Source organism: Bacillus cereus group sp. BfR-BA-01310, assembly GCF_022664325.1.
Taxonomy (GTDB): Bacteria; Bacillota; Bacilli; order Bacillales; family Bacillaceae_G; genus Bacillus_A; species Bacillus_A paramycoides.
In genome coordinates this window covers 1-17,930 of record NZ_JAKUHD010000020.1, presented here as the reverse complement: position 1 = coordinate 17,930, position 17,930 = coordinate 1, and the positions used below count along the sequence as shown (strand labels likewise).

Sequence of the window (17,930 nt, the reverse complement as noted above, 5' to 3'; positions counted from 1 at the left end):
ATATTTTAAAAAGAAAAGACACCCTAAGGTGCCTTCCTCCGACTTGATAACCACTTTAATTTTAATATCATTGGACTCTCATCCAAATATTATTTTACCATGTTAAGTTATTTTGTTCATTTATGCTGGTCGTCTGTAGGCTGTTTTGTAGTCCATGCAGCTATTAATAATAAAATAATAGCAATAACTACACCAAAAAGTCCTTGTTTGAGCCACATGGATAAGACGAAATTTGAAGCAATAGCTAAAAAAATAAATATTACGGTATATTTCTTGGATCTCATTACGAACAGCCTCCCAATGGAACTATATTTAAGAAAACATGGTTTTTTTCAAAAATGCTGACGATACCCCATGATGAACATCTTTAGATTCGGAATGTATCTAGTACATTATCTTTTTCTTCTTTATTAATACCGATGTATCTTAGTGTAATTTGTGGTGTACTATGATTCAATATTTCTTGTAACATAGCAATATCCTTTGTTTGCTTGTAAAACCAATATCCAAATGTTTTACGCATTGTATGAGTCCCTAAAGATTCAACCCCGGCAAAATCCCCGGCTTTTTGTAATTGTCGGTAGGCTTGGATTTTACTAATTGGCTTATCCCCTTTGCGAGAAGGAAATAACCAGGTACTTTTTAAATCCTCGGCATATGGAAGTACTTCTTCAAAGATAGATGTAATATTTATGATACGCTCCTTTTTTGTCTTTCCTTCTTTCACTTTAAATTCTTTTCGTTTTTTTCGCTTCAGTTTTAAGATTTCACTCGTTTCCATTTTAAGTAAATCACTTACACGTAACCCCGTATTAATACCAATTAGAAATAAAATGTAATCACGATCTGAACAATGACGTTTAAGAGACCATTTCATGTCTTCGAGCTGTTCTTTGCTTCGAATTGGTTGTACATCAATTAAATGTTGCTTTTTATCCATCTACTTTTCAATCCCTTTATTTTCAACGATTTGAATGTATACTTTTTTAACTATTTTTAGAATATCAATAAAAACAGGCGAAAGTCAATATTTAAAGGGAAATGAAAGTAAACTTTTGGGTGAAAGTTTACATTCGATTTTTTGATTATTTATAGTTTGTTTTGTAATAAATTTCTCAATATAGATATATCTGTAATATATGGTTTTTATATAGAAAATCAACAAAAAACATAATATTATAAAAATTAAGATGATTTCTGTCATTTGTTTTTCCCTTATGCTAAAGATAAGATCATACTCTCCGATCTTATCTTTTTCATTTATAGATTCGTAATACAAAAAAAGAAACCTTATGGGGTACAGCCGAGATACATGTAAAAATAGGTCATAACCTTACATTTATTACTATATAACAAAAGGAACCAAACATTATATGTTTGCTCCTTTTGTTTGTAAATTATTTAATAATACAGGTTGCATCCCAAAAGTTAATTTGGAATTATATGTTCACCACTAAGGACAGTACTAGCATTGCTGTCGTGATCTTAATTAATTAAAATAAAGCGTCTTAAGATAATTTTGTTAACTTTTATTTGCTAACATGTATTTCGAATCCGCCAGCGTGAGGGAATAGACCTTGCAAGAAAAGAAGGAAAGTACCAAGGACGAGTTAAAAAGTATCATGAAAAGCATGCAGGAATGAAGTATGCCCTTAAGTTGTATGAGGAAGGGAATATGACAGTGAAACAAATTTGTGAAATTACCAATGTTTCAAGATCTGCTTTATATAGGAAACTACAAGACAAAGCATAAAAAACCCCCCGCCGAATTAGAAAAATTTTCAGATGTGGCGGGTTATTCTTTGAATCGTTTCCGTACCCCTACTAGGTTCTGTTGCAAAGTTTTTTAAAATGAAAAGAGTCTAATTCAATATCATTGGACATTAAGCGATTATGAATAATTTTTGTCATTTATTGTACGTCGAAAAAGAGAAGTCTGGAACTAGACTTCTCTTTTGTTTGTAGCATGAATGGTTTCAATTCCTTTGATTGGACGTGAAATTAGTACGTTTTTATTTAACACTGATTGGTAAGGGGGCATGAGGTACTATTAATTTTTGTTCATGCATTTCTTCCCAAAATGCTGCTGGGATTACAGTATTTAATGCCGTTGTGTCTTCTACAATTCGCTCAGGGCGACTAGCACCAGGAATAACAGCAGCAACTGCCGGGTTAGCCAATGAAAATTGTAAAGCTGCAGCCTTGACGTTGATTTGATGACGGTCTGCAATGTTTTTGATTTTCTCCACTCTTGTCATAACTTCTGGTGAAGCTTTTTGATATTCGAAGTGAGTGCCTCCAACAAGAACACCTGAGCTATAGGGGCCTCCAACAACAACAGCCATATTATGTTTTTGAGCCGCAGGCATTACTCGTTGTAGCGCACGCTCATGGTCTAATAATGTGTAACGACCAGCTAATAAGGATATATCTGGCTTCGTTTCTTCCAAGTCTAGTAGCAACTCAATTGGTTCTACATGATTTACTCCAAGTCCCCAACCTTTAATGACACCTTCTTCACGTAAACGTGTAAGCACACGGAATGCCCCAGTTCGAGCAGATTCAAATTTTGAAAGCCACTCATCACCATAAAAATCTTGTGCGAGATCATGAATAAAAACAAAATCCAAACGATCTGTTTTTAAACGTTTCAAACTTTGTTCTATAGAACGAAGGGTTGCATCCGCACTATAATCGTTGATGACTTTATTTTTACGTCCAAATTCGAAAAGTCCCCCTTTTTCTCCTAAGTCACGTGCAGATGGGTCTTCCAATTCATCCAAAATGATTCGACCTACTTTCGTACTTAAAACGTAATCATCACGTTTTCGTTTTGACAGTGCTTCACCAAGACGAATTTCTGCTAAACCAGCTCCATAGAATGGAGCTGTATCGAAGTAACGAACGCCACTTTTCCAAGCAGCATTCACTGTTTCGATTGCTTCTTCTTCTGGAATATTACGATACATGTTACCTAATGGTGCAGTCCCAAAGCCTAGCTTTCCTTGCAATATATTTCTCATATTGATAAAACCTCCTAAAATTTGATTTAAATCTCCTCTAAAAATTAATGATGTCATCATCTAATAAAATGTATTATGAAACATGTGTTTTTTGGATATATTTATTTTAGTTTTTCAACACCCTCAGAATAGAAAAGGAGTATCTTTCCGAAGAAGGAGAGATGCTCCTTTTCCACACTAGAATCTTATAATTTAATTTAGTTTCTGCAATTTGAATTTTTGATTATTGCCGCCATTAAAATCCCATACGATCATATTGGTTCCATTTGCAGTACCTGAACCAGTTATATCTAATACTTTGTTCTTATTTTTTATTTCTTAAATAAAAATATCCATTTCCTGCTTCTTCAACTATCCAATAATGCTCGTCCATATAGTGCGAAATTTATCTTATCAAATCCATTCGACAATAGTATCCATAGTTTGTCTTATTTTTTTAAATTGTGGTTCTCCTTTACGGTATCCAAATGCAGCCATAACTGATACTTCAAGATTATCACCTTTTAGAATACCTTCTTGACGAAGTAAAGATTCTACTTTTTCTTTATTGAATCCTTCCATTGGACAAGAATCAATACCAATTTGAGCTGCACTAGTCATCATATTAGCTAAAGCAATATAAGATTGCTTTGATGACCAATCAAATACAGCCCGTTCGGAGTCTAATAATTTAAAATCCGATTCTTGAAACTTTTTGAAGAATTCATATCTAATCTGTTGAGCTTCTTCAGGTAATCCAATAATATCTTTCATCATGTGTTGTATATACTCTGCATCATAGTGCATATCTTTGATGTTTCTTGAAAGAACAATGACAAAATGACTTGCTGTTGAAAGCTGTCCACCTGCTCCCCATGAATATGGCAATAGCTTTTCTCTTAATTCTTTATTTTGTACCACAATAAATTTCCAAGGCTCATATCCAAAAGAAGAAGGAGATAATCTTCCTGTTTCTAAAATAAACTTAAAATCATCTTCTGAAATTTTCTTCATAGGATCGAACTCTTTACATGCATGCCTAAAATTAAAAGCCTCCATAATTTTTTGTTTTGTACTTTGTTTTGTGTTAGTCATAAAAGGGCCTCTTTTCATTAAATGATTTCTTGACTAAATTATATTTTTTAAATAAAACTGATACAAGTACGCACATTTTTGTGTTATAGTATCAAAAAATATACTATTGCTAAGGAGGAGTTTTTTTATGATAATTTCAAATGAAAATAATATGAATTGTTCATTTTTAAATAAATATTCTTGTCCAGTAGAATCTACCGTCGATGTAATTGGTGGAAAATGGAAAGGGGTTATTCTTTATCATTTATTAGATGGTAAGAAGCGATTTAATGAATTAAAAAGATTAAATATTAATATCACCCAAAGGATGTTAACACTTCAACTTAGAGAACTCGAAGCAGATGGCATCATACATCGTGAGGTATATCGTGAGGTACCTCCTAAAGTAGAATATTCATTAACAGAACTTGGAGAGTCACTACGACCAGTTATCCTATTAATGAAGGAATGGGCGAATAATAATATGGAGAAGGTTTTGGAAAACAGAAATAACACTAAATAATATTTTTAACCTGTAATTGGTCATTACAAACAGCTTAAAAAGAAAAAACGATTGCCTCTTAGGATCCAGGCAATCGTTTTTTTCAGAGATAAAATTTGTGTTTTTGTACCCTATCTCCATTACGTTAAAAAAATGTTTGTTCCCCAGTAATGAAAAAAATGAATTTAATTCTCATAAATTACTGTAGATTGATAAAAATTTTGTTTTGGGGGTAACTTAAGAATTTTCACTACCTCTAAGTACAAAAAAACGGTATTCTTTCTATACATTCTAAGAAAAAAGCAACCTTTTCGGGAGGTAGGCATGTTTGGTGACCCCTAACAAGAGTTTTTGCACCAGAACCATTTTGTTTGATTTCGAGGAACAAAAAAAGCAGCTAGCAAAAGCTAACTGCTCGGCTTTCCAAAGGGGATTGGAAAAGTATCATGTCATCAAGATTTATACAAAAGAGAAGAGGAAAAATGATAAAATATGAACCTAGTTTGATAGATTACTTTCATAAGAACCGATTTTTATATGCATTCATTATTGAGTATTTGTGAGTACTGCCACACAATCAGTAATTGAATCGTTTACTTTTACTTGTGAACGATTTTATTATTTTTCCAATCAATTTGATAATGATCTACAGATGTGTTTTCATGCTCACTGAGTGCAAGATTTTTTTCATTAAATCCTTTCCAACCTACTGGTTTTATTATACCGTAGTTATCTTGCTCTCTACTATGCTTTACAGATAAATCAGTTGAATTCTCATTTTTATCTGCAGTTATAATTGCAATTGTACCTGGTTGAAAACCATATGCTGTTAAACTTGGCAGTTTATCTTGAGGTACTAAATTATCTATTGCAGAACGAACTCCAGACGTGGTTACCATGAACAATTGGTTACCATTAAAAGTAGTCCATGAATCTCTATCGTAAAATCCATTTCCATTATAATATTTATCAAAGGCGACTTTCCAATCTACTTTTTTATTCGTACTATTTTCTAGAAATGTTTTATAATCTGATTGGTCATATGATACAGTAGTTGACCAAGATGCACCAGCTGTTGCACTTGCTCCAGCTCCATCTTGCTTAGCTTCCACACCTCCACCTACATTATATGCAACTGTAGAAGATACATTCTTTGTTTCTATCGAGTTTTTAGGCAAAACTTTATAAAATGCTGCGCTATCATTACTTGTGATTTCTAATCCCGTTTTAAAAGCCGATGTCCAAAACATATCAGCTTCATAATAACTAATATTGCGATATTTTAAATTTGAACCAATGCTACTTCCTTCCGTGGAAATAACAGCATATTTTTTATCAACAGTTGGGTCGTCAATAAATGAAACTTTAATTGAATTCTTTATGTTTGCATCATTATGGTAAGTTGTGTCTAAACTTGTCATAACTTTAGCGCCGCTTCCAATTTCTTCAATTGATTTTAGAGAATCAGCATGTGCAGATGAAGAATTAAATACTAATGATCCACTAATAACAGTGGTAGCTAGTGTTAAAGCTTGTACTAGTTTTTTAGCCTGTTTCGAGTTCTTCTTTTTTGTAATCACTTTTATTCTCCTTTTATATTTATTTTGATAACCTCATGATAATTTATATATCTTTCAAATCCCTTTCATAAATGTTACAAAAGTCTTTCATTATTTTAATTTGTAATAACTGAAGCACTAAACATTAATGCGGTAAGACTAAAACATATAGGGGTACCGCCACACATCTATCAACTTAAGAAAATAGATAAACCCATTAAGAAAAATCTTTCCATGTAAAATCAACACTCAAAATACCAATGGGCTGTTCGTTGCTCATATAATTTTTTGCGGAAACTACTTCCGGTTTGCGAAAACAAACAAGATTTTTGTAATACCCAAATGCTCGGCAAATTATTGGACGTACCGAATGAATACCGCAACGATCGTTTATTTCGTCATAGAAAATACATGTTCCAAAATATCGTTGCTGACTTTTTAAATCTAGACGTTTTTTTGTAGGCATCGATTTTATCTTCTTCTTTATTTTTTTTAATTCTTCTTCTGTAATTGGAACGGGACCGCAACACATTCCTTTGCAACCATTACAAGGTAAAATTTCCATTTGATCATCTCCTAAAATAAGTAATTGTTATAATTAATCCAAAAATAAGGGTTTTCTAGTTCAGTAACCAAAAAGGGAGGATTTCATTTTATATTCAGTGAGTCTGGCTTGAATTCTTCTTTCTTATCGTTTTAGAACAACACAAAAAGGTCTTTAGACGCACTTGAAGAATGCTCTTCAAGTGGTTCAAAGACCTTGACCTGCTATTCAAATAAAATACCGAATTCATTTTTTCTAAAAAAGAAAAGTATCTCTATTATTATTTTAACAGATTTATCATAATATTACAACAGAACCAACGAGCCCTAGGGATGATTCAAATTTAAGGATAATTAGTGAGATTTGGACTTTTTTAGGAAGAAATCTTCCAGTCTTTTCTTAAATTCGTGTAGCTCCGGTTGAATTATCATCAGCTGCTCCACACGAAAAGCGGCATACTTAGCATAGATTTTTTCAAGTTCGGATGTTTCTGCCCCATCGCTATTAAGCTAACAAAACAAAATTCCCCCTAAAATGAAAAAATACGCTATTCTTTCTATAGAATCATAGGAAAGGATGGCGTTTTTGATATGAACTTATCGATTTTTGATGAACTAGAATTGTTTTCTAAAGAGTTGCAACGATATATGTCACCTGATGCTTTAGAGCAATTAGGGGTCACCATACATGCCCATCAACTTAAGAACGGAAACAAAATGAGCTTTCGTTCAAATAAACTAAAAAACTCTTAAAACACTTTTTCTCCTAAAAAATGAGCATGCCAAATAAACCTAGGTAGGTATTATTTTTAAAGATTATGCAGCTTTCTTTTGTTTTCTAAATCCACTATACTCATAGATAACACCCATAATATCAAAGACTGTCTTCTTCTCATATCGATGAGATTTCCGCCCGTTTTTCTGTAGTAGGTGGAATAGGCGGATTAGAATCTTTGTTACTTCTTGGGTGTTTTTCTGTATAGCTTGATACAGAAGATATAAATAATCTTGGATCATCCCTATTGCCTTATATTCGCTTAATTCTCTTTTCTTCTTTTGTAAAAGAAGTTGACGCATTTTAAACATAGTAGAGGAGCACAGGAAAATAGCGATTAGCTTTCCATATAGTTGGCACTCTAATCGTTCTTGTTTTACATTACGATAATGATCTATTTTGAAGAGTGATTTCCACGTTTTAAAGACAATCTCTATTTGCCAACGCAAAGTATATAACTCATGTACCTGTTCCATCGGAACCCATTCCCAAGGTGTATTTGTGACGTACACGTTTAATCCCGCTACAACTTTACTTTTCTCTGAGTACGTTCTATTTTTGGATTTTTCTTTTTCCGCGATCTTCGCTCGTCGTTTTTGAAGTTGTTTTTCTGTTAATCGATTAAAAATAACACGCGCAAACAGTTGTTGTTTATCACCAATATAGGCATGTTTTAATTCAAATGTTTCTCCGGGCTGTAGTTGGTTTAGAAGCTGTTTCACATCGATTTGTATGTATTCCGATTGTTTCTTAATAGCACCATTTTTAAAGTATTCTGGATCTGGATTTTTCACATATACATTCGTATTTAATTTTAAACGAGAAATATAGTATGTACCTCGTTGAACCATTTGATCTAAGTCTTCTAATGAAAAATAACCCAAATCACGAATACATAAATCTCCTGGTCGTAAGGTATCTAAGCACTCTGTACCAAATGTTTTGTCATTATTTTTTCCAGGTCCAACTTGAAAATTAAGAAATTCCCCACTGTGTAGATCATATTCTAATTGGATTTTGATTCCAGCTTTTTGAGCACATCCTCCAGAGCCTGGATATACATTCTCTAAAGCATTTGGCACTTGAAATACGGTGGCATCTAGGATACGAATTCGTTGGAAATAAGAGAAGAAATGGTTAGAAATTTGCGTTTGTTCACATACTTTTTGTTGTAACAGTAAAGAAAAAATATGTTGTAAAAACAAAACTGCTTTTGTATTTAAGCGTTTATTTAAGCCCTCAGGGCTGAGTAGAGTGCCTGTCGCTGCATGAAGCCTACTACATAATCGAACCAAGGGGGCACTTGCCACCCGTTGACTCATCCAAATACAAAGAGTAGCTAAGTCTGAGCCAGAAAACTTGCGTTTTCTTTTTACAAACCCAAGTTTTTTTGCAAGTTCTTCTAAAAATACAGGTGTCACATATCGTTGTAATTCTTCCGCAAATGGTTGTAGTTCATCTTGAATCGAGAGATTCATAAGAAAACGTCATCCTTTCTAATCTAACTTATTTAGAAAGGATAACGTTTTTTGGTATTTAAGGGTATTAAAATCTTAAATTGATGGGCATGCAAGGTGAACCCTATGATGAAATTTCTGTTATATCAAGGATTACATCCTTAGCGTACAGAGCTCACAAAATGTTGATGCTATCCCTTCATATAGTTTATTAATATTTACTTGTAGGAACGAAAAAAATTGAATATATTTAAATATGAATAGAAGTATTATAGAGAAATGCTATTAAAGAAAGGAATTTCATAGAATGGGAAATGTATTAAATGTAAAAAGCATTATAGTCACAATAGTGGCTATTATTGCAATCGCAATTGGGTATTTTGTGTTTCAATCAATTACTTCACCGGCTAAAGCAGTAGCCAATCAAGTAAATGCAGTACAGCTTGTAGGTGAACAGCCGAAAGTAGAGATGAATAAGGCTGCACCGGTTCAATTTAATGGTCAAGTGAGGAAAATTGCCTATCTTACATTTGATGATGGTCCAGGAAAATATACAGCTGAATTGTTAAATATATTAAAACAAAATGATACGAAAGCAACTTTTTTCTTAATTGGTGCAAATGTAAAGCAGTATCCCGATTTGGTAAAACGCGAGAAAGCAGAAGGACACTATGTAGGTATGCATAGTATGACACACAATTTCAAGAAGTTATATACAAATGGCGAGTATGTCAATGAAATGAAAGAAGACCAGGGATTAATAGCAAATATTATTGGTGAATCGCCAAAACTAACACGTCCTCCATATGGTTCTTCACCTGGATTAAATGAAGCACTTCGTAATAAGGTTGTAGAAAGTGGTTTAAGAGTTTGGGATTGGACGATAGATACTTCAGACTGGACATATGGTAAAATGCCAGTGGATGCTGCTGCGGCAAAAATTGCTGAAAGTGTAATTACAGGTGCAACAAAGCCCAAAGAGATTATTTTAATGCATGATATTCATCCGCAATCTGTTGCAGCAATACCAGCAATAATAGAAGGATTAAAAGCAAAAGGTTATGAATTTGAAGCATATCATGAAGATGAGCACTTTTCGTTAAACTTTTGGCATGATAATCGTATATAACATAGGAAGAAATGAAGTTGACTTATAAAAAAGAGTTCTGTTGCATATACTCCAAAAACACTTGTAAAATTCGAGTTTTCTTGCAAGTTTTTTTAAAAATGCAGGTGTAATATCTCGTTATAATTCTTTGTCAAATGGTTGTAATTCATCTTGAATCGTGGGATTCATAAAAAACGTTATTCTTTCTAATCTAGCTTATTTAGAAAGAATAACGTTTTTTGGTACTTAGGAGTAGTTAATATTCTTAAGTTGATGGGCATGGGGTCACCATATCAAAAAAAGAAAATTGTACGTTTAGACACAATTTGGACACAATTCAACCTATTCTCTGTACGTTAGAGCATTCTTTTTTATATTGGAAGAGTTATATGAACTTAATAATCTACTGGAATAAAAAAAAAACCAGCTCATAGCTGGTTTTGATTCAGTGTACTTTCATATTCCTTGATTATTTTGTAAAAAGTATTTTTCTTCAGTTCTAACAGTTCCATAAATTGAACCCCAGTTATTTCTCTATTTTTCCACTTAGGATACGTTTCTTCTATTATAAGTAGTTGCTTTTGATTTAATGTTGAAAGGTTACATTGAGGACGACCTAAATGTTTTCCTTGTGATTTCGCTACAGCAATCCCTTCGGCTTGTCTTTGGTGAATCTTTTTACGCTCTTGATCCGCAACGTAGGATAGCAAAGATAAAAACTGATCTTCCATTAACCGTCCCATGTCACCCATCTCTCGAAACTTCCGACTATCAAACAATGTTTCATTTTCTAAAACGACAATATCAGCTTGTAATTCTCTTGTTATGTACTTCCATTCTGAAATTACCTCATCATAATTACGGCCCATACGATCTAAAGCATCTATGTAAACAATATCACCTGTACTTAATATTTTTCGTAATAATTGATACTGAGGGCGATCAAAATGTCGTCCACTTGCTTTATCGACAAAAATACGTCGAGCTTCTACTCCTCGTTCCATCATCTTATGTAATTGACGTTGTTCATTTTGATCTTTTGTACTTACACGTATATATCCATAAATATTTGCCACGTTTGATATGCTCCTTACATTTGTTACCACAATTATACCATTTTTGTTTATAAAGGTATTCATTAAAAATAAACGTTTATAAAATAATTATCGTCACCTTTATAAACTTGATATTTCAATGTTTCATAGATGTTCTTTTAGCGTTTGTAAAGGTATACCTTTATAAACATGAGGTTTTTGAAACAAGAAAATGTGTCCTTAAGTGGATTTGAAAGTAAACAAATGGGTAAAAGTTTACTTTCGATATTTTAAACATTTACAACTAAATTTGTAATAATTTTCTCAATATAGATACAGATGTTATATATGGTTTTTATATAGAGAATTAACAGGAAATGTAATAATATAAAAATTAAGATGGTTTCTGTCACTTGTTTTTCCCTTATGCTAAAGATAAGATTGAATTCCCCAATCTTATCTTTTTTGTTTGTAGAAGTTCAATGCAAAAAAACAGAATCCTTATAATAAGGATTCTGCAACAGGAAATAACAAAATATAAACAATAAAAAGAATTACTTATATTATAGTTTACATAGGGGTAACACCAAATAAAGATGCACCTTCTAGAAAGAGAATATCCTCAACAACCCCATCTAGTATTAATTAATATTTTCTAGTGCCGAAATATCACAATACTTTAGAGTAAATGATTTTAGAAAAGAAAGTACTTCTTCCGTTAAAATCAGATCTCCTCTAGGTGTTAAACAAAATTGATGCCCTGACCACTCGCTATAATTTCCATTTTCATAATTTACTGTACCTAAAGGAATGAGCCTCCAAAAATCCGGTAATTCTTTATCGGGATATAATTCCTGAAATTCCTCAGAAAGACTAATTAAGCATTCTTCTAATCTAAAGTCTTTCAATTCGCTAGATAATAATGCGTTTTTCAATTTCTCGGAAACAATAAAACAAGGTGTAGATTCTAACAAATCATCGCCAAGCCATCCATAGAATTCATAATGTAAAAATTGAACTTTTCCTGAAATTCCTTCTGCACCAATGCTCTTTTCATTACCATAAACCGTGTGCTCCCCATGTCCACCAGCTACTTCAGGTGATAATAGATATAAATTCATAGTTTTAATCTTCCTTTTATATTATTTATTTACTGGAGGTGTAAATTTATCTCCATATCTTTTATCTAATTCTGTCATATAATCAATCACTTCTTTTTTTGTTGGATTAGGATGTGATTTGTAAAATTCATTCCAATCTTTTCTTATGCTTGATAAGTTTTTAAAAATATTTACAGCTAAATTTGTATTAAATTTCTCAATATAGATATACTTGTAAATTATGGTTTTAATATTCAAAATTAATAAAAAATAAATTATAATAAAAATATGATGGTTATCACTTATGTTTACTCCTTGTGCTGAAGATAAGATCGTATTCTCCGATCTTATCTTTTTTTGTTTGTAGAAATTTAATGCAAAAAAATAGAATCCTCATTATGCACTTGGGGACACCATATCAAAAAAAGAAAATTGTACGTCTAGACACAATTTGGAGGCAAATTAACCGGTACCTTGTACGTTGAGGAACCGGTTATTACTTTTACTTCTCTTTTACTGAGTTTTTTTTACGTAATGGTCGCAAATTATTAAAATTTGTTTTTAGGTTTAAATTCCACACATAATCATCTGTCAACGTAATATGCTCCCATCCAAGTGGCGATACCCCTTATTGTGATGAATTAGACTTATATTGGTAAAACTTTAAGGGGTTTGGATTCCTATTGCCGTTTCTGTTCCGTTACTACACAAACCCCTACTTGACAAACATTAGCAGGTTTTTGTGCTTGTTTAGCAGGATGAAAATATGTTAGCTACCAATTTTTCTGTAGCAGGGCTGAGGGCTATATTTTTTTTGCGGATTAATCCAACAGGTAAAGCGAATGAAATATCATCGATGTCACGAATAGCGTATTGATGTGGATTGGCAACGAAATTGCTAGGTAGCATAGCAATACCAAACCCTTGTAATACAAGATTTAAAACCATCTCCATGTTTGCTGCATCGTAATTAGAGTGTAAATGAAAGCCATGATGAAGAAAAACATGCTCTATTTTTCGCCGATAATCACACAATTGTCCAGTTAAAATAAAATTTTCATCTTCCAAATCACACATGTGAATTTTTTCTTGTGTAGATAATGGATGGTCGATTGGCAGTATCAAACAAAGCTTTTCTTCATATAGCGGATAAAATTCAAGATTTAATTCTGGTGATGGAGGGGGACATAAGGCAATATCAAGTTCGTTAGCGATAATCCGTTGACTAAATTGTTGGGTTACGCCACTTTCGATGGAAAGACAAATTTGTGGATGTTCTTTCATAAACTTTGTTAGTACGGAAATCAAATTTGTTTTGCCAATGGAATCAATGGCTCCAATCCGAATAAGTCCTTTCTGACCGATTGAAAATTCTTTTGCGGTTTCGGTGATTACATCCACTTGATTTAATAAAATATCTGCCTGTTCTTTCACAAGTCTTCCGGCTTCGGTTAGCACCATTTGTTTTCCTTTACGCTCAAACAGTTCGATGCCGAGTTTTTCTTCTAATTGATTGATGTGTAGGGTGATGGTAGATTGTGCGTATTGCAGCAGATTTGCTGCTTTTATCTGACTACCACATTGGACAACAGCTTGAAATGTCTGTAACAAACGAATTTCCATGATTCATTCCTCCTGAAGAATAGTTCACTTTTGTTCATATTGACCAATATATCATCGTAAATTACTATTTGTATAGAAGGAGATGATAACATGAAAGATTTATTTTCCGTTGATATCACAAACAGTGAGTGGAAATTTGTTATGAATGGTATAGAACAAATTCCATTACGAGATGAGAATGGTGAACTGCGTTATGTCGTGCGATTTGCACCGGGGGCAAAATTCCCTCAACATACGCATAAGGAGACCGAGGAATTATTCGTATTAGATGGAGTTCTTATCAGCAATGATGTTGAGTATGGAGCAGGTTCTTATCTCTGTTATGGACCTAATACAGAACATGAACCATGGTCTGAAAAGGGTTGTTTGGTTTTTGTAATGGAACGTAATGCTGGATAGTGTTTTTCTGTTTCTGTTTTTTTGTGTAGGAAATTATTAATTTTTATTGTTTTCATGCAAACATTGCCACATAGAATGGATAACCTTCATTCTATGAGGAAACCGCTCGAAAAGGAGCGGTTTTTTTATGTTGTGTGCCCAGCAAGCCGTTAATTAGTAGATGCATTACATGCAAAAGGTGTGGACATTCCAGAAGAATATTTACAACATATAACCCCACTTGGCTGGGAACATATTACGTTGACAGGTGATTATGTTTGGAACTTAAATGAAAAACAAATTTTAATAATTTAAGACCATTACGGGAGAAAAATTATATAAAAAAGTAGTAAAGTAAGTAATTAGCCGGGTCCTTAACGTACAAGGTACTGGCTAATTCGTGTCCAAATTGTTTCTAAACGTACAATTTTCTTTTTTTGATATGGTGACCCCTAATAGCAGCTTCAGAACAGAGGAAATCACTTTGGAGTCGTCTATTTGGTAAATAAATTAAAATTTAATAATATAGAAAAAGGCTAATTCCTATATAAAAATCGGTAAGGAATTTAGCCTTTTTCTATTAATAATTAGATTTTATGGTAACTGATATGATGACCTTTTGTAGCAAAGTATCAAATGTTTTACTCAATAACCCCTGAATTTTCAATATTCACAATGTACTTCACTTTTATTGGTACTGTTTTATATATTTTTTCCCATTCTTTTAATTTAAATGGTTTATATTGTTGTTTGAATTTCGAGCCTAAACCAAGTGGATCTACATTTAGATTTTGTATTTTTCTTATTAGTTTTTTACTTTCTGTATTCAATTGTTTTTCTATGTTTTTTGTTACTATCTCGATAGTGTTTTTATTTTCTAAACTTATCATTTTTGAGGTTTCTTGTAGACGGGCATTTATTTTAACTTGAATATAAAAAGATGGTTTTCCGTTTTTAATCTGAACATGATAGGAAGGGGTGGAACTGATATTGTTAATTAATACATAACCGCCATGGGTTTTAAATTCCTTGGAATTTAATCTATGTTTTTCAAGCAATCCTTTAAAAATAAACATATCTTTTTGTTCCAATTTCCCTTTATATTTATTTTTTTTGAAAAGAGCTATACTTTTAATTTTTATTTTGTCTTTTTGTTTTTTTAATATTGGTATAAAAGTATCTCTTCCTACTTCGTAGTAGCGATAAGAGTTAAGGTATAAATTATCATGTGGTAATGAACCCGTTTCCATGTTGTGTTTAAACAGATCTTTTATGTAAATTGCAACGTTAAAGGCATTATTATATTTTCCAGAGAATAGCTCATATCCCTCACCTTCTAATATTCCTAGATATATTGTACCTGCTATGCTCTTATCCCTTAGAAGCGTATCATATGCTATGGTTATATCTTTTTTTGCTAATTTTTCTGTAAGAAGAGCAACACGTAATTGTCCGGTGACAAGGGGGAGCGAAGATTCGGAAGAGGATTTTTCTTTTCCTTGTGTTACTGTGTTTCCGATGTTTTCAAATACTTGAACTTGATGACCTTTTTTTTGAACAGGAGAGACAATTGTTGTTTTTATTTTATTTTTTGTTATATCGAATACAATTCCTTGAATTAATTCAACATCATCAATAACATACTTTTGCAAGCAGCCTGTCATAAATATTAACGAAATACAAAACAGTATAATTTGTTTTTGAGTAATTTTCTTCATATTTTCTCCATCCAGTAAAAAACAAAATTGAAAAACAACTTATTCTAAGTTGGATTTTAATCATTTGTGGTATTTTTCCAAAATGATCATCATTATATTCATATTTTCACTAAAACTACTGATAACACGACTTATGTAAAAAGCTAACATAGATTTAGTTTTTTTATTTATGGATGTTTTGGATTTTAAGTTTTATATGGGATAAGTGATATAGACAAAATAATTTTTTTACCTGTATTACTTACATCCATCAAAAATCATTTTTGGGTGTTTTTGCCCATCCCCTCGAAAAGGGGGAATAAGGGGTTCAGCCGAGATATATAGGGGTACGGAAACGATTCAAAGAATAACCCGCCACATCTGAAAAACCCCCCAATTTCAGATGTGGCGGGTTATTTTTTCATACTTTGTCTTGTAGTTTCCTATATAAAACTATCCTGAAACATTCGTAATTTGAGGCCTATAAGGGGTCGACATAAAAGTACTAAGTAGCTTTAGACAAAGAACAAGCCAATTTCCTTAACGCACTGAAAATTGGCTTGTTGATTTGTTACTCGTTAAAAATGTTTGTAAAGCTTCTAGAGGTTATCATATCAAAAAAAGAAAATTTTAAGTGAATTCATTTACCTGTGACTTTCTTTTTTATTATTATGTTGTGTAACGACGGCGAGCTTATGTCTCTTTATCTCAGCAAGCTCATCAGCGGTATACCTAAAAATTTCAGATTCTTTTACTGGATTTGAAGTTATCGTTGCCAGTTTTTGTTTTTCTTCCGGTAGTGCATGAAAAAGTTTCTCTAGGTCAAAAGAAGCACTACCGGGTTTTATATTTGGAAATTCCTGTCTAATAAATTTAAAAGCTAAAGGACCATTCATTTGACCACTATTGTCACTTTTCAAGTAATATGTTTGCCAATTCGTAAGCGCAATACCAGTATTCCCTTCATCTAATTGTTTTTGTGTAATATAATACACATCAAGTTCATACAAATCTGAGGCATCTGGATTTAAGTCCACTATGGTACCAGCTTGCTTAATCAAAAGTTGTTGACCATGCTTTATCGTTTTATATTCAATTTTCCCATCATTATAGAAAAGTTTAATTCTCTTAGAAAAGTTTTGGTTTTTATAATAATCATACACACTAATACCAAATTCTCCTTTTTGAAAAGTAGGAGATTTGTAAGCACGGTTTTCATTGTTAGCTGTATAATCATTTTTAGCACTTTGTTCTGATAAAAAGATAACAAAAGGCTCTTTTAAAAACGTATCATAGGTATCTTCAAATGTTGTAAGAATTGTTTCTCTTGTATCAACGTTTGCTTTCGCTTTATGTTTTGTAAATGGGTTAAAACTGAATACAATCCCCATCGCTATTCCTACAGGGGAAATTTTTTTTATACTTCTCTTTATCTTTTCTTTCATGGCTTTGTCCCTTACTTTCTAAATATACTGTTACCAACATATTTACATTCATATCGGTAAGTTTATCTTAATTTAAATATCTTTCAAAAGTCTTTTATAAATGTTACAAAACTCTTTCATTGCTTCTCATACAAACACTTCAAGACTCTTATAAGTAATTCCCAAAACTTGGACATACCGATAAGAATAGAATGATTGATACATATGTACACCACCGATATATCTTATTAAAATAAAAATTGAGACCCCAAAAACAAGAAAGATTGGCATTTTTCCAGCCTTTCTTGTTTACTACTTCATTCATTTTACAAATAAAAATGTTGTTTTAGGGATACTTAAAACTCTTCGGTTAATGAACATGGGGTCAATCTGAAAAAAAATATCGTAAAAATTCAGAATTTTTACGATATTAACGAAAGACTTTTGTAACATTTACGAAAGACATTTGAAAGATATTTAGACTAACATGAACTTGAAATCATTAATTTTAGATTAATAAATAGAAAAAAAGACAAGTAGAATGTGAGGAACAACGTTATGATTAAAAAATCTAAAAAAGGTATGCGAAAAGCCCTCCCTGTAGGACTTGCAATGGGAGTCTTATTCAGCGGAATCCCACTAGCCACTCCATTA

The 17,930-nt window shown here is 32.3% G+C and carries 16 protein-coding genes and 4 pseudogenes; 6 read left to right on the top strand and 14 right to left on the bottom strand.

Translation table 11 applies throughout. The annotated features are described in order from the left end of the window. Positions 1-116: 116 nt before the first annotated feature. Positions 117-284 (bottom strand): hypothetical protein, encoded by a 168-nt coding sequence (locus tag MR109_RS24335; protein ID WP_242274133.1) that lies wholly within the window; start codon positions 282-284, stop codon positions 117-119. Between the two features lie 83 nt (positions 285-367). Continuing rightward, the gene (locus tag MR109_RS24330; protein ID WP_000358766.1) at positions 368-940 is read right to left on the bottom strand and encodes a tyrosine-type recombinase/integrase; all 573 of its coding nucleotides are present in this window, start codon (positions 938-940) and stop codon (positions 368-370) included. A 603-nt stretch (positions 941-1,543) separates the two neighbouring features. Here MR109_RS24330 and MR109_RS24325 point away from each other — a divergent pair. Then, positions 1,544-1,753: pseudogene (locus MR109_RS24325) on the top strand (helix-turn-helix domain-containing protein); the annotation flags it as partial. Positions 1,754-1,907: 154 nt separating this feature from the next. Here MR109_RS24325 and MR109_RS30455 read toward each other — a convergent pair. From MR109_RS30455 to MR109_RS24310, 4 genes and pseudogenes are all read right to left on the bottom strand, one after another. Continuing rightward, positions 1,908-1,999: pseudogene (locus MR109_RS30455) on the bottom strand (IS6 family transposase); the annotation flags it as partial. A 13-nt stretch (positions 2,000-2,012) separates the two neighbouring features. Next, a complete protein-coding gene (locus MR109_RS24320) occupies positions 2,013-3,023 on the bottom strand; it encodes an aldo/keto reductase (RefSeq protein WP_242274132.1) in 1,011 nt (336 codons plus the stop codon). 192 nt (positions 3,024-3,215) lie between these two features. After that, positions 3,216-3,393, bottom strand: a pseudogene (locus tag MR109_RS24315) (RICIN domain-containing protein); the annotation flags it as partial. 23 nt (positions 3,394-3,416) lie between these two features. Then, complete coding sequence (locus MR109_RS24310) at positions 3,417-4,097, bottom strand: NAD(P)H-dependent oxidoreductase (protein WP_242274131.1); 681 nt, start codon at positions 4,095-4,097, stop codon at positions 3,417-3,419. Between the two features lie 127 nt (positions 4,098-4,224). On the opposite strand from MR109_RS24310, the gene MR109_RS24305 reads away from it, so the two are divergent. Beyond that, positions 4,225-4,599, top strand: coding sequence for a winged helix-turn-helix transcriptional regulator (locus tag MR109_RS24305; RefSeq protein ID WP_242274130.1), 375 nt, complete (start codon positions 4,225-4,227; stop codon positions 4,597-4,599). 578 nt (positions 4,600-5,177) lie between these two features. Here MR109_RS24305 and MR109_RS24300 read toward each other — a convergent pair. Next, the gene (locus MR109_RS24300) at positions 5,178-6,158 is read right to left on the bottom strand and encodes a beta-channel forming cytolysin (RefSeq protein ID WP_242274129.1); all 981 of its coding nucleotides are present in this window, start codon (positions 6,156-6,158) and stop codon (positions 5,178-5,180) included. 196 nt (positions 6,159-6,354) lie between these two features. Beyond that, entirely contained in the window at positions 6,355-6,702 is a 348-nt protein-coding gene (locus MR109_RS24295) for a YkgJ family cysteine cluster protein (protein WP_242274128.1), read from the bottom strand. 569 nt (positions 6,703-7,271) lie between these two features. On the opposite strand from MR109_RS24295, the gene MR109_RS24290 reads away from it, so the two are divergent. Next, positions 7,272-7,433 carry a hypothetical protein gene (locus MR109_RS24290; RefSeq protein WP_242274175.1) on the top strand — a complete coding sequence of 54 codons (162 nt, stop codon included), beginning with the start codon at positions 7,272-7,274 and terminating at the stop codon, positions 7,431-7,433. Positions 7,434-7,496: 63 nt separating this feature from the next. Here MR109_RS24290 and MR109_RS24285 read toward each other — a convergent pair whose 3' ends face one another. Continuing rightward, positions 7,497-8,933, bottom strand: a complete 1,437-nt coding sequence (locus MR109_RS24285; protein ID WP_242274127.1) for an IS4 family transposase — start codon at positions 8,931-8,933, stop codon at positions 7,497-7,499. A 286-nt stretch (positions 8,934-9,219) separates the two neighbouring features. On the opposite strand from MR109_RS24285, the gene MR109_RS24280 reads away from it, so the two are divergent. Next, positions 9,220-10,041, top strand: a complete 822-nt coding sequence (locus MR109_RS24280) for a peptidoglycan-N-acetylglucosamine deacetylase (RefSeq protein ID WP_242274126.1) — start codon at positions 9,220-9,222, stop codon at positions 10,039-10,041. A gap of 407 nt (positions 10,042-10,448) precedes the next feature. Here the strand turns inward: MR109_RS24280 and MR109_RS24275 are convergent, their stop codons facing one another. From MR109_RS24275 to MR109_RS24265, 3 genes are all read right to left on the bottom strand, one after another. Beyond that, a complete protein-coding gene (locus tag MR109_RS24275; RefSeq protein ID WP_242274125.1) occupies positions 10,449-11,096 on the bottom strand; it encodes a recombinase family protein in 648 nt (215 codons plus the stop codon). Between the two features lie 599 nt (positions 11,097-11,695). Continuing rightward, complete coding sequence (locus MR109_RS24270) at positions 11,696-12,175, bottom strand: hypothetical protein (RefSeq protein WP_242274123.1); 480 nt, start codon at positions 12,173-12,175, stop codon at positions 11,696-11,698. A gap of 729 nt (positions 12,176-12,904) precedes the next feature. Beyond that, positions 12,905-13,777: a LysR family transcriptional regulator gene (locus MR109_RS24265; RefSeq protein WP_098565288.1), complete on the bottom strand. Its 873-nt coding sequence runs from the start codon at positions 13,775-13,777 to the stop codon at positions 12,905-12,907. Positions 13,778-13,867: 90 nt separating this feature from the next. Here MR109_RS24265 and MR109_RS24260 point away from each other — a divergent pair, with 90 nt between their 5' ends. Together MR109_RS24260 and MR109_RS30280 are read left to right on the top strand one after the other, a co-directional pair. Then, positions 13,868-14,176 (top strand): cupin domain-containing protein, encoded by a 309-nt coding sequence (locus tag MR109_RS24260; protein ID WP_242274122.1) that lies wholly within the window; start codon positions 13,868-13,870, stop codon positions 14,174-14,176. 156 nt (positions 14,177-14,332) lie between these two features. Then, positions 14,333-14,505: pseudogene (locus MR109_RS30280) on the top strand (Tn3 family transposase); the annotation flags it as partial. A gap of 291 nt (positions 14,506-14,796) precedes the next feature. On the opposite strand, the gene MR109_RS24250 reads toward MR109_RS30280, so the two are convergent. Next, the gene (locus MR109_RS24250) at positions 14,797-15,873 is read right to left on the bottom strand and encodes a Ger(x)C family spore germination protein (RefSeq protein ID WP_242274118.1); all 1,077 of its coding nucleotides are present in this window, start codon (positions 15,871-15,873) and stop codon (positions 14,797-14,799) included. 623 nt (positions 15,874-16,496) lie between these two features. After that, positions 16,497-17,297, bottom strand: coding sequence for a hypothetical protein (locus tag MR109_RS24245; protein ID WP_242274116.1), 801 nt, complete (start codon positions 17,295-17,297; stop codon positions 16,497-16,499). Between the last annotated feature and the right edge of the window lie 633 nt (positions 17,298-17,930).

Bases quoted from the DNA above. Each gene is read 5' to 3' on its own strand.
- MR109_RS24335 (WP_242274133.1), bottom strand. From the start codon at position 284: ATGAGATCCAAGAAATATACCGTAATATTTATTTTTTTAGCTATTGCT.
- MR109_RS24330 (WP_000358766.1), bottom strand. From the start codon at position 940: ATGGATAAAAAGCAACATTTAATTGATGTACAACCAATTCGAAGCAAA.
- MR109_RS24320 (WP_242274132.1), bottom strand. From the start codon at position 3,023: ATGAGAAATATATTGCAAGGAAAGCTAGGCTTTGGGACTGCACCATTA.
- MR109_RS24310 (WP_242274131.1), bottom strand. From the start codon at position 4,097: ATGACTAACACAAAACAAAGTACAAAACAAAAAATTATGGAGGCTTTT.
- MR109_RS24305 (WP_242274130.1), top strand. From the start codon at position 4,225: ATGATAATTTCAAATGAAAATAATATGAATTGTTCATTTTTAAATAAA.
- MR109_RS24295 (WP_242274128.1), bottom strand. From the start codon at position 6,702: ATGGAAATTTTACCTTGTAATGGTTGCAAAGGAATGTGTTGCGGTCCC.
- MR109_RS24290 (WP_242274175.1), top strand. From the start codon at position 7,272: ATGAACTTATCGATTTTTGATGAACTAGAATTGTTTTCTAAAGAGTTG.
- MR109_RS24285 (WP_242274127.1), bottom strand. From the start codon at position 8,933: ATGAATCTCTCGATTCAAGATGAACTACAACCATTTGCGGAAGAATTA.
- MR109_RS24280 (WP_242274126.1), top strand. From the start codon at position 9,220: ATGGGAAATGTATTAAATGTAAAAAGCATTATAGTCACAATAGTGGCT.
- MR109_RS24270 (WP_242274123.1), bottom strand. From the start codon at position 12,175: ATGAATTTATATCTATTATCACCTGAAGTAGCTGGTGGACATGGGGAG.
- MR109_RS24265 (WP_098565288.1), bottom strand. From the start codon at position 13,777: ATGGAAATTCGTTTGTTACAGACATTTCAAGCTGTTGTCCAATGTGGT.
- MR109_RS24260 (WP_242274122.1), top strand. From the start codon at position 13,868: ATGAAAGATTTATTTTCCGTTGATATCACAAACAGTGAGTGGAAATTT.
- MR109_RS24250 (WP_242274118.1), bottom strand. From the start codon at position 15,873: ATGAAGAAAATTACTCAAAAACAAATTATACTGTTTTGTATTTCGTTA.
- MR109_RS24245 (WP_242274116.1), bottom strand. From the start codon at position 17,297: ATGAAAGAAAAGATAAAGAGAAGTATAAAAAAAATTTCCCCTGTAGGA.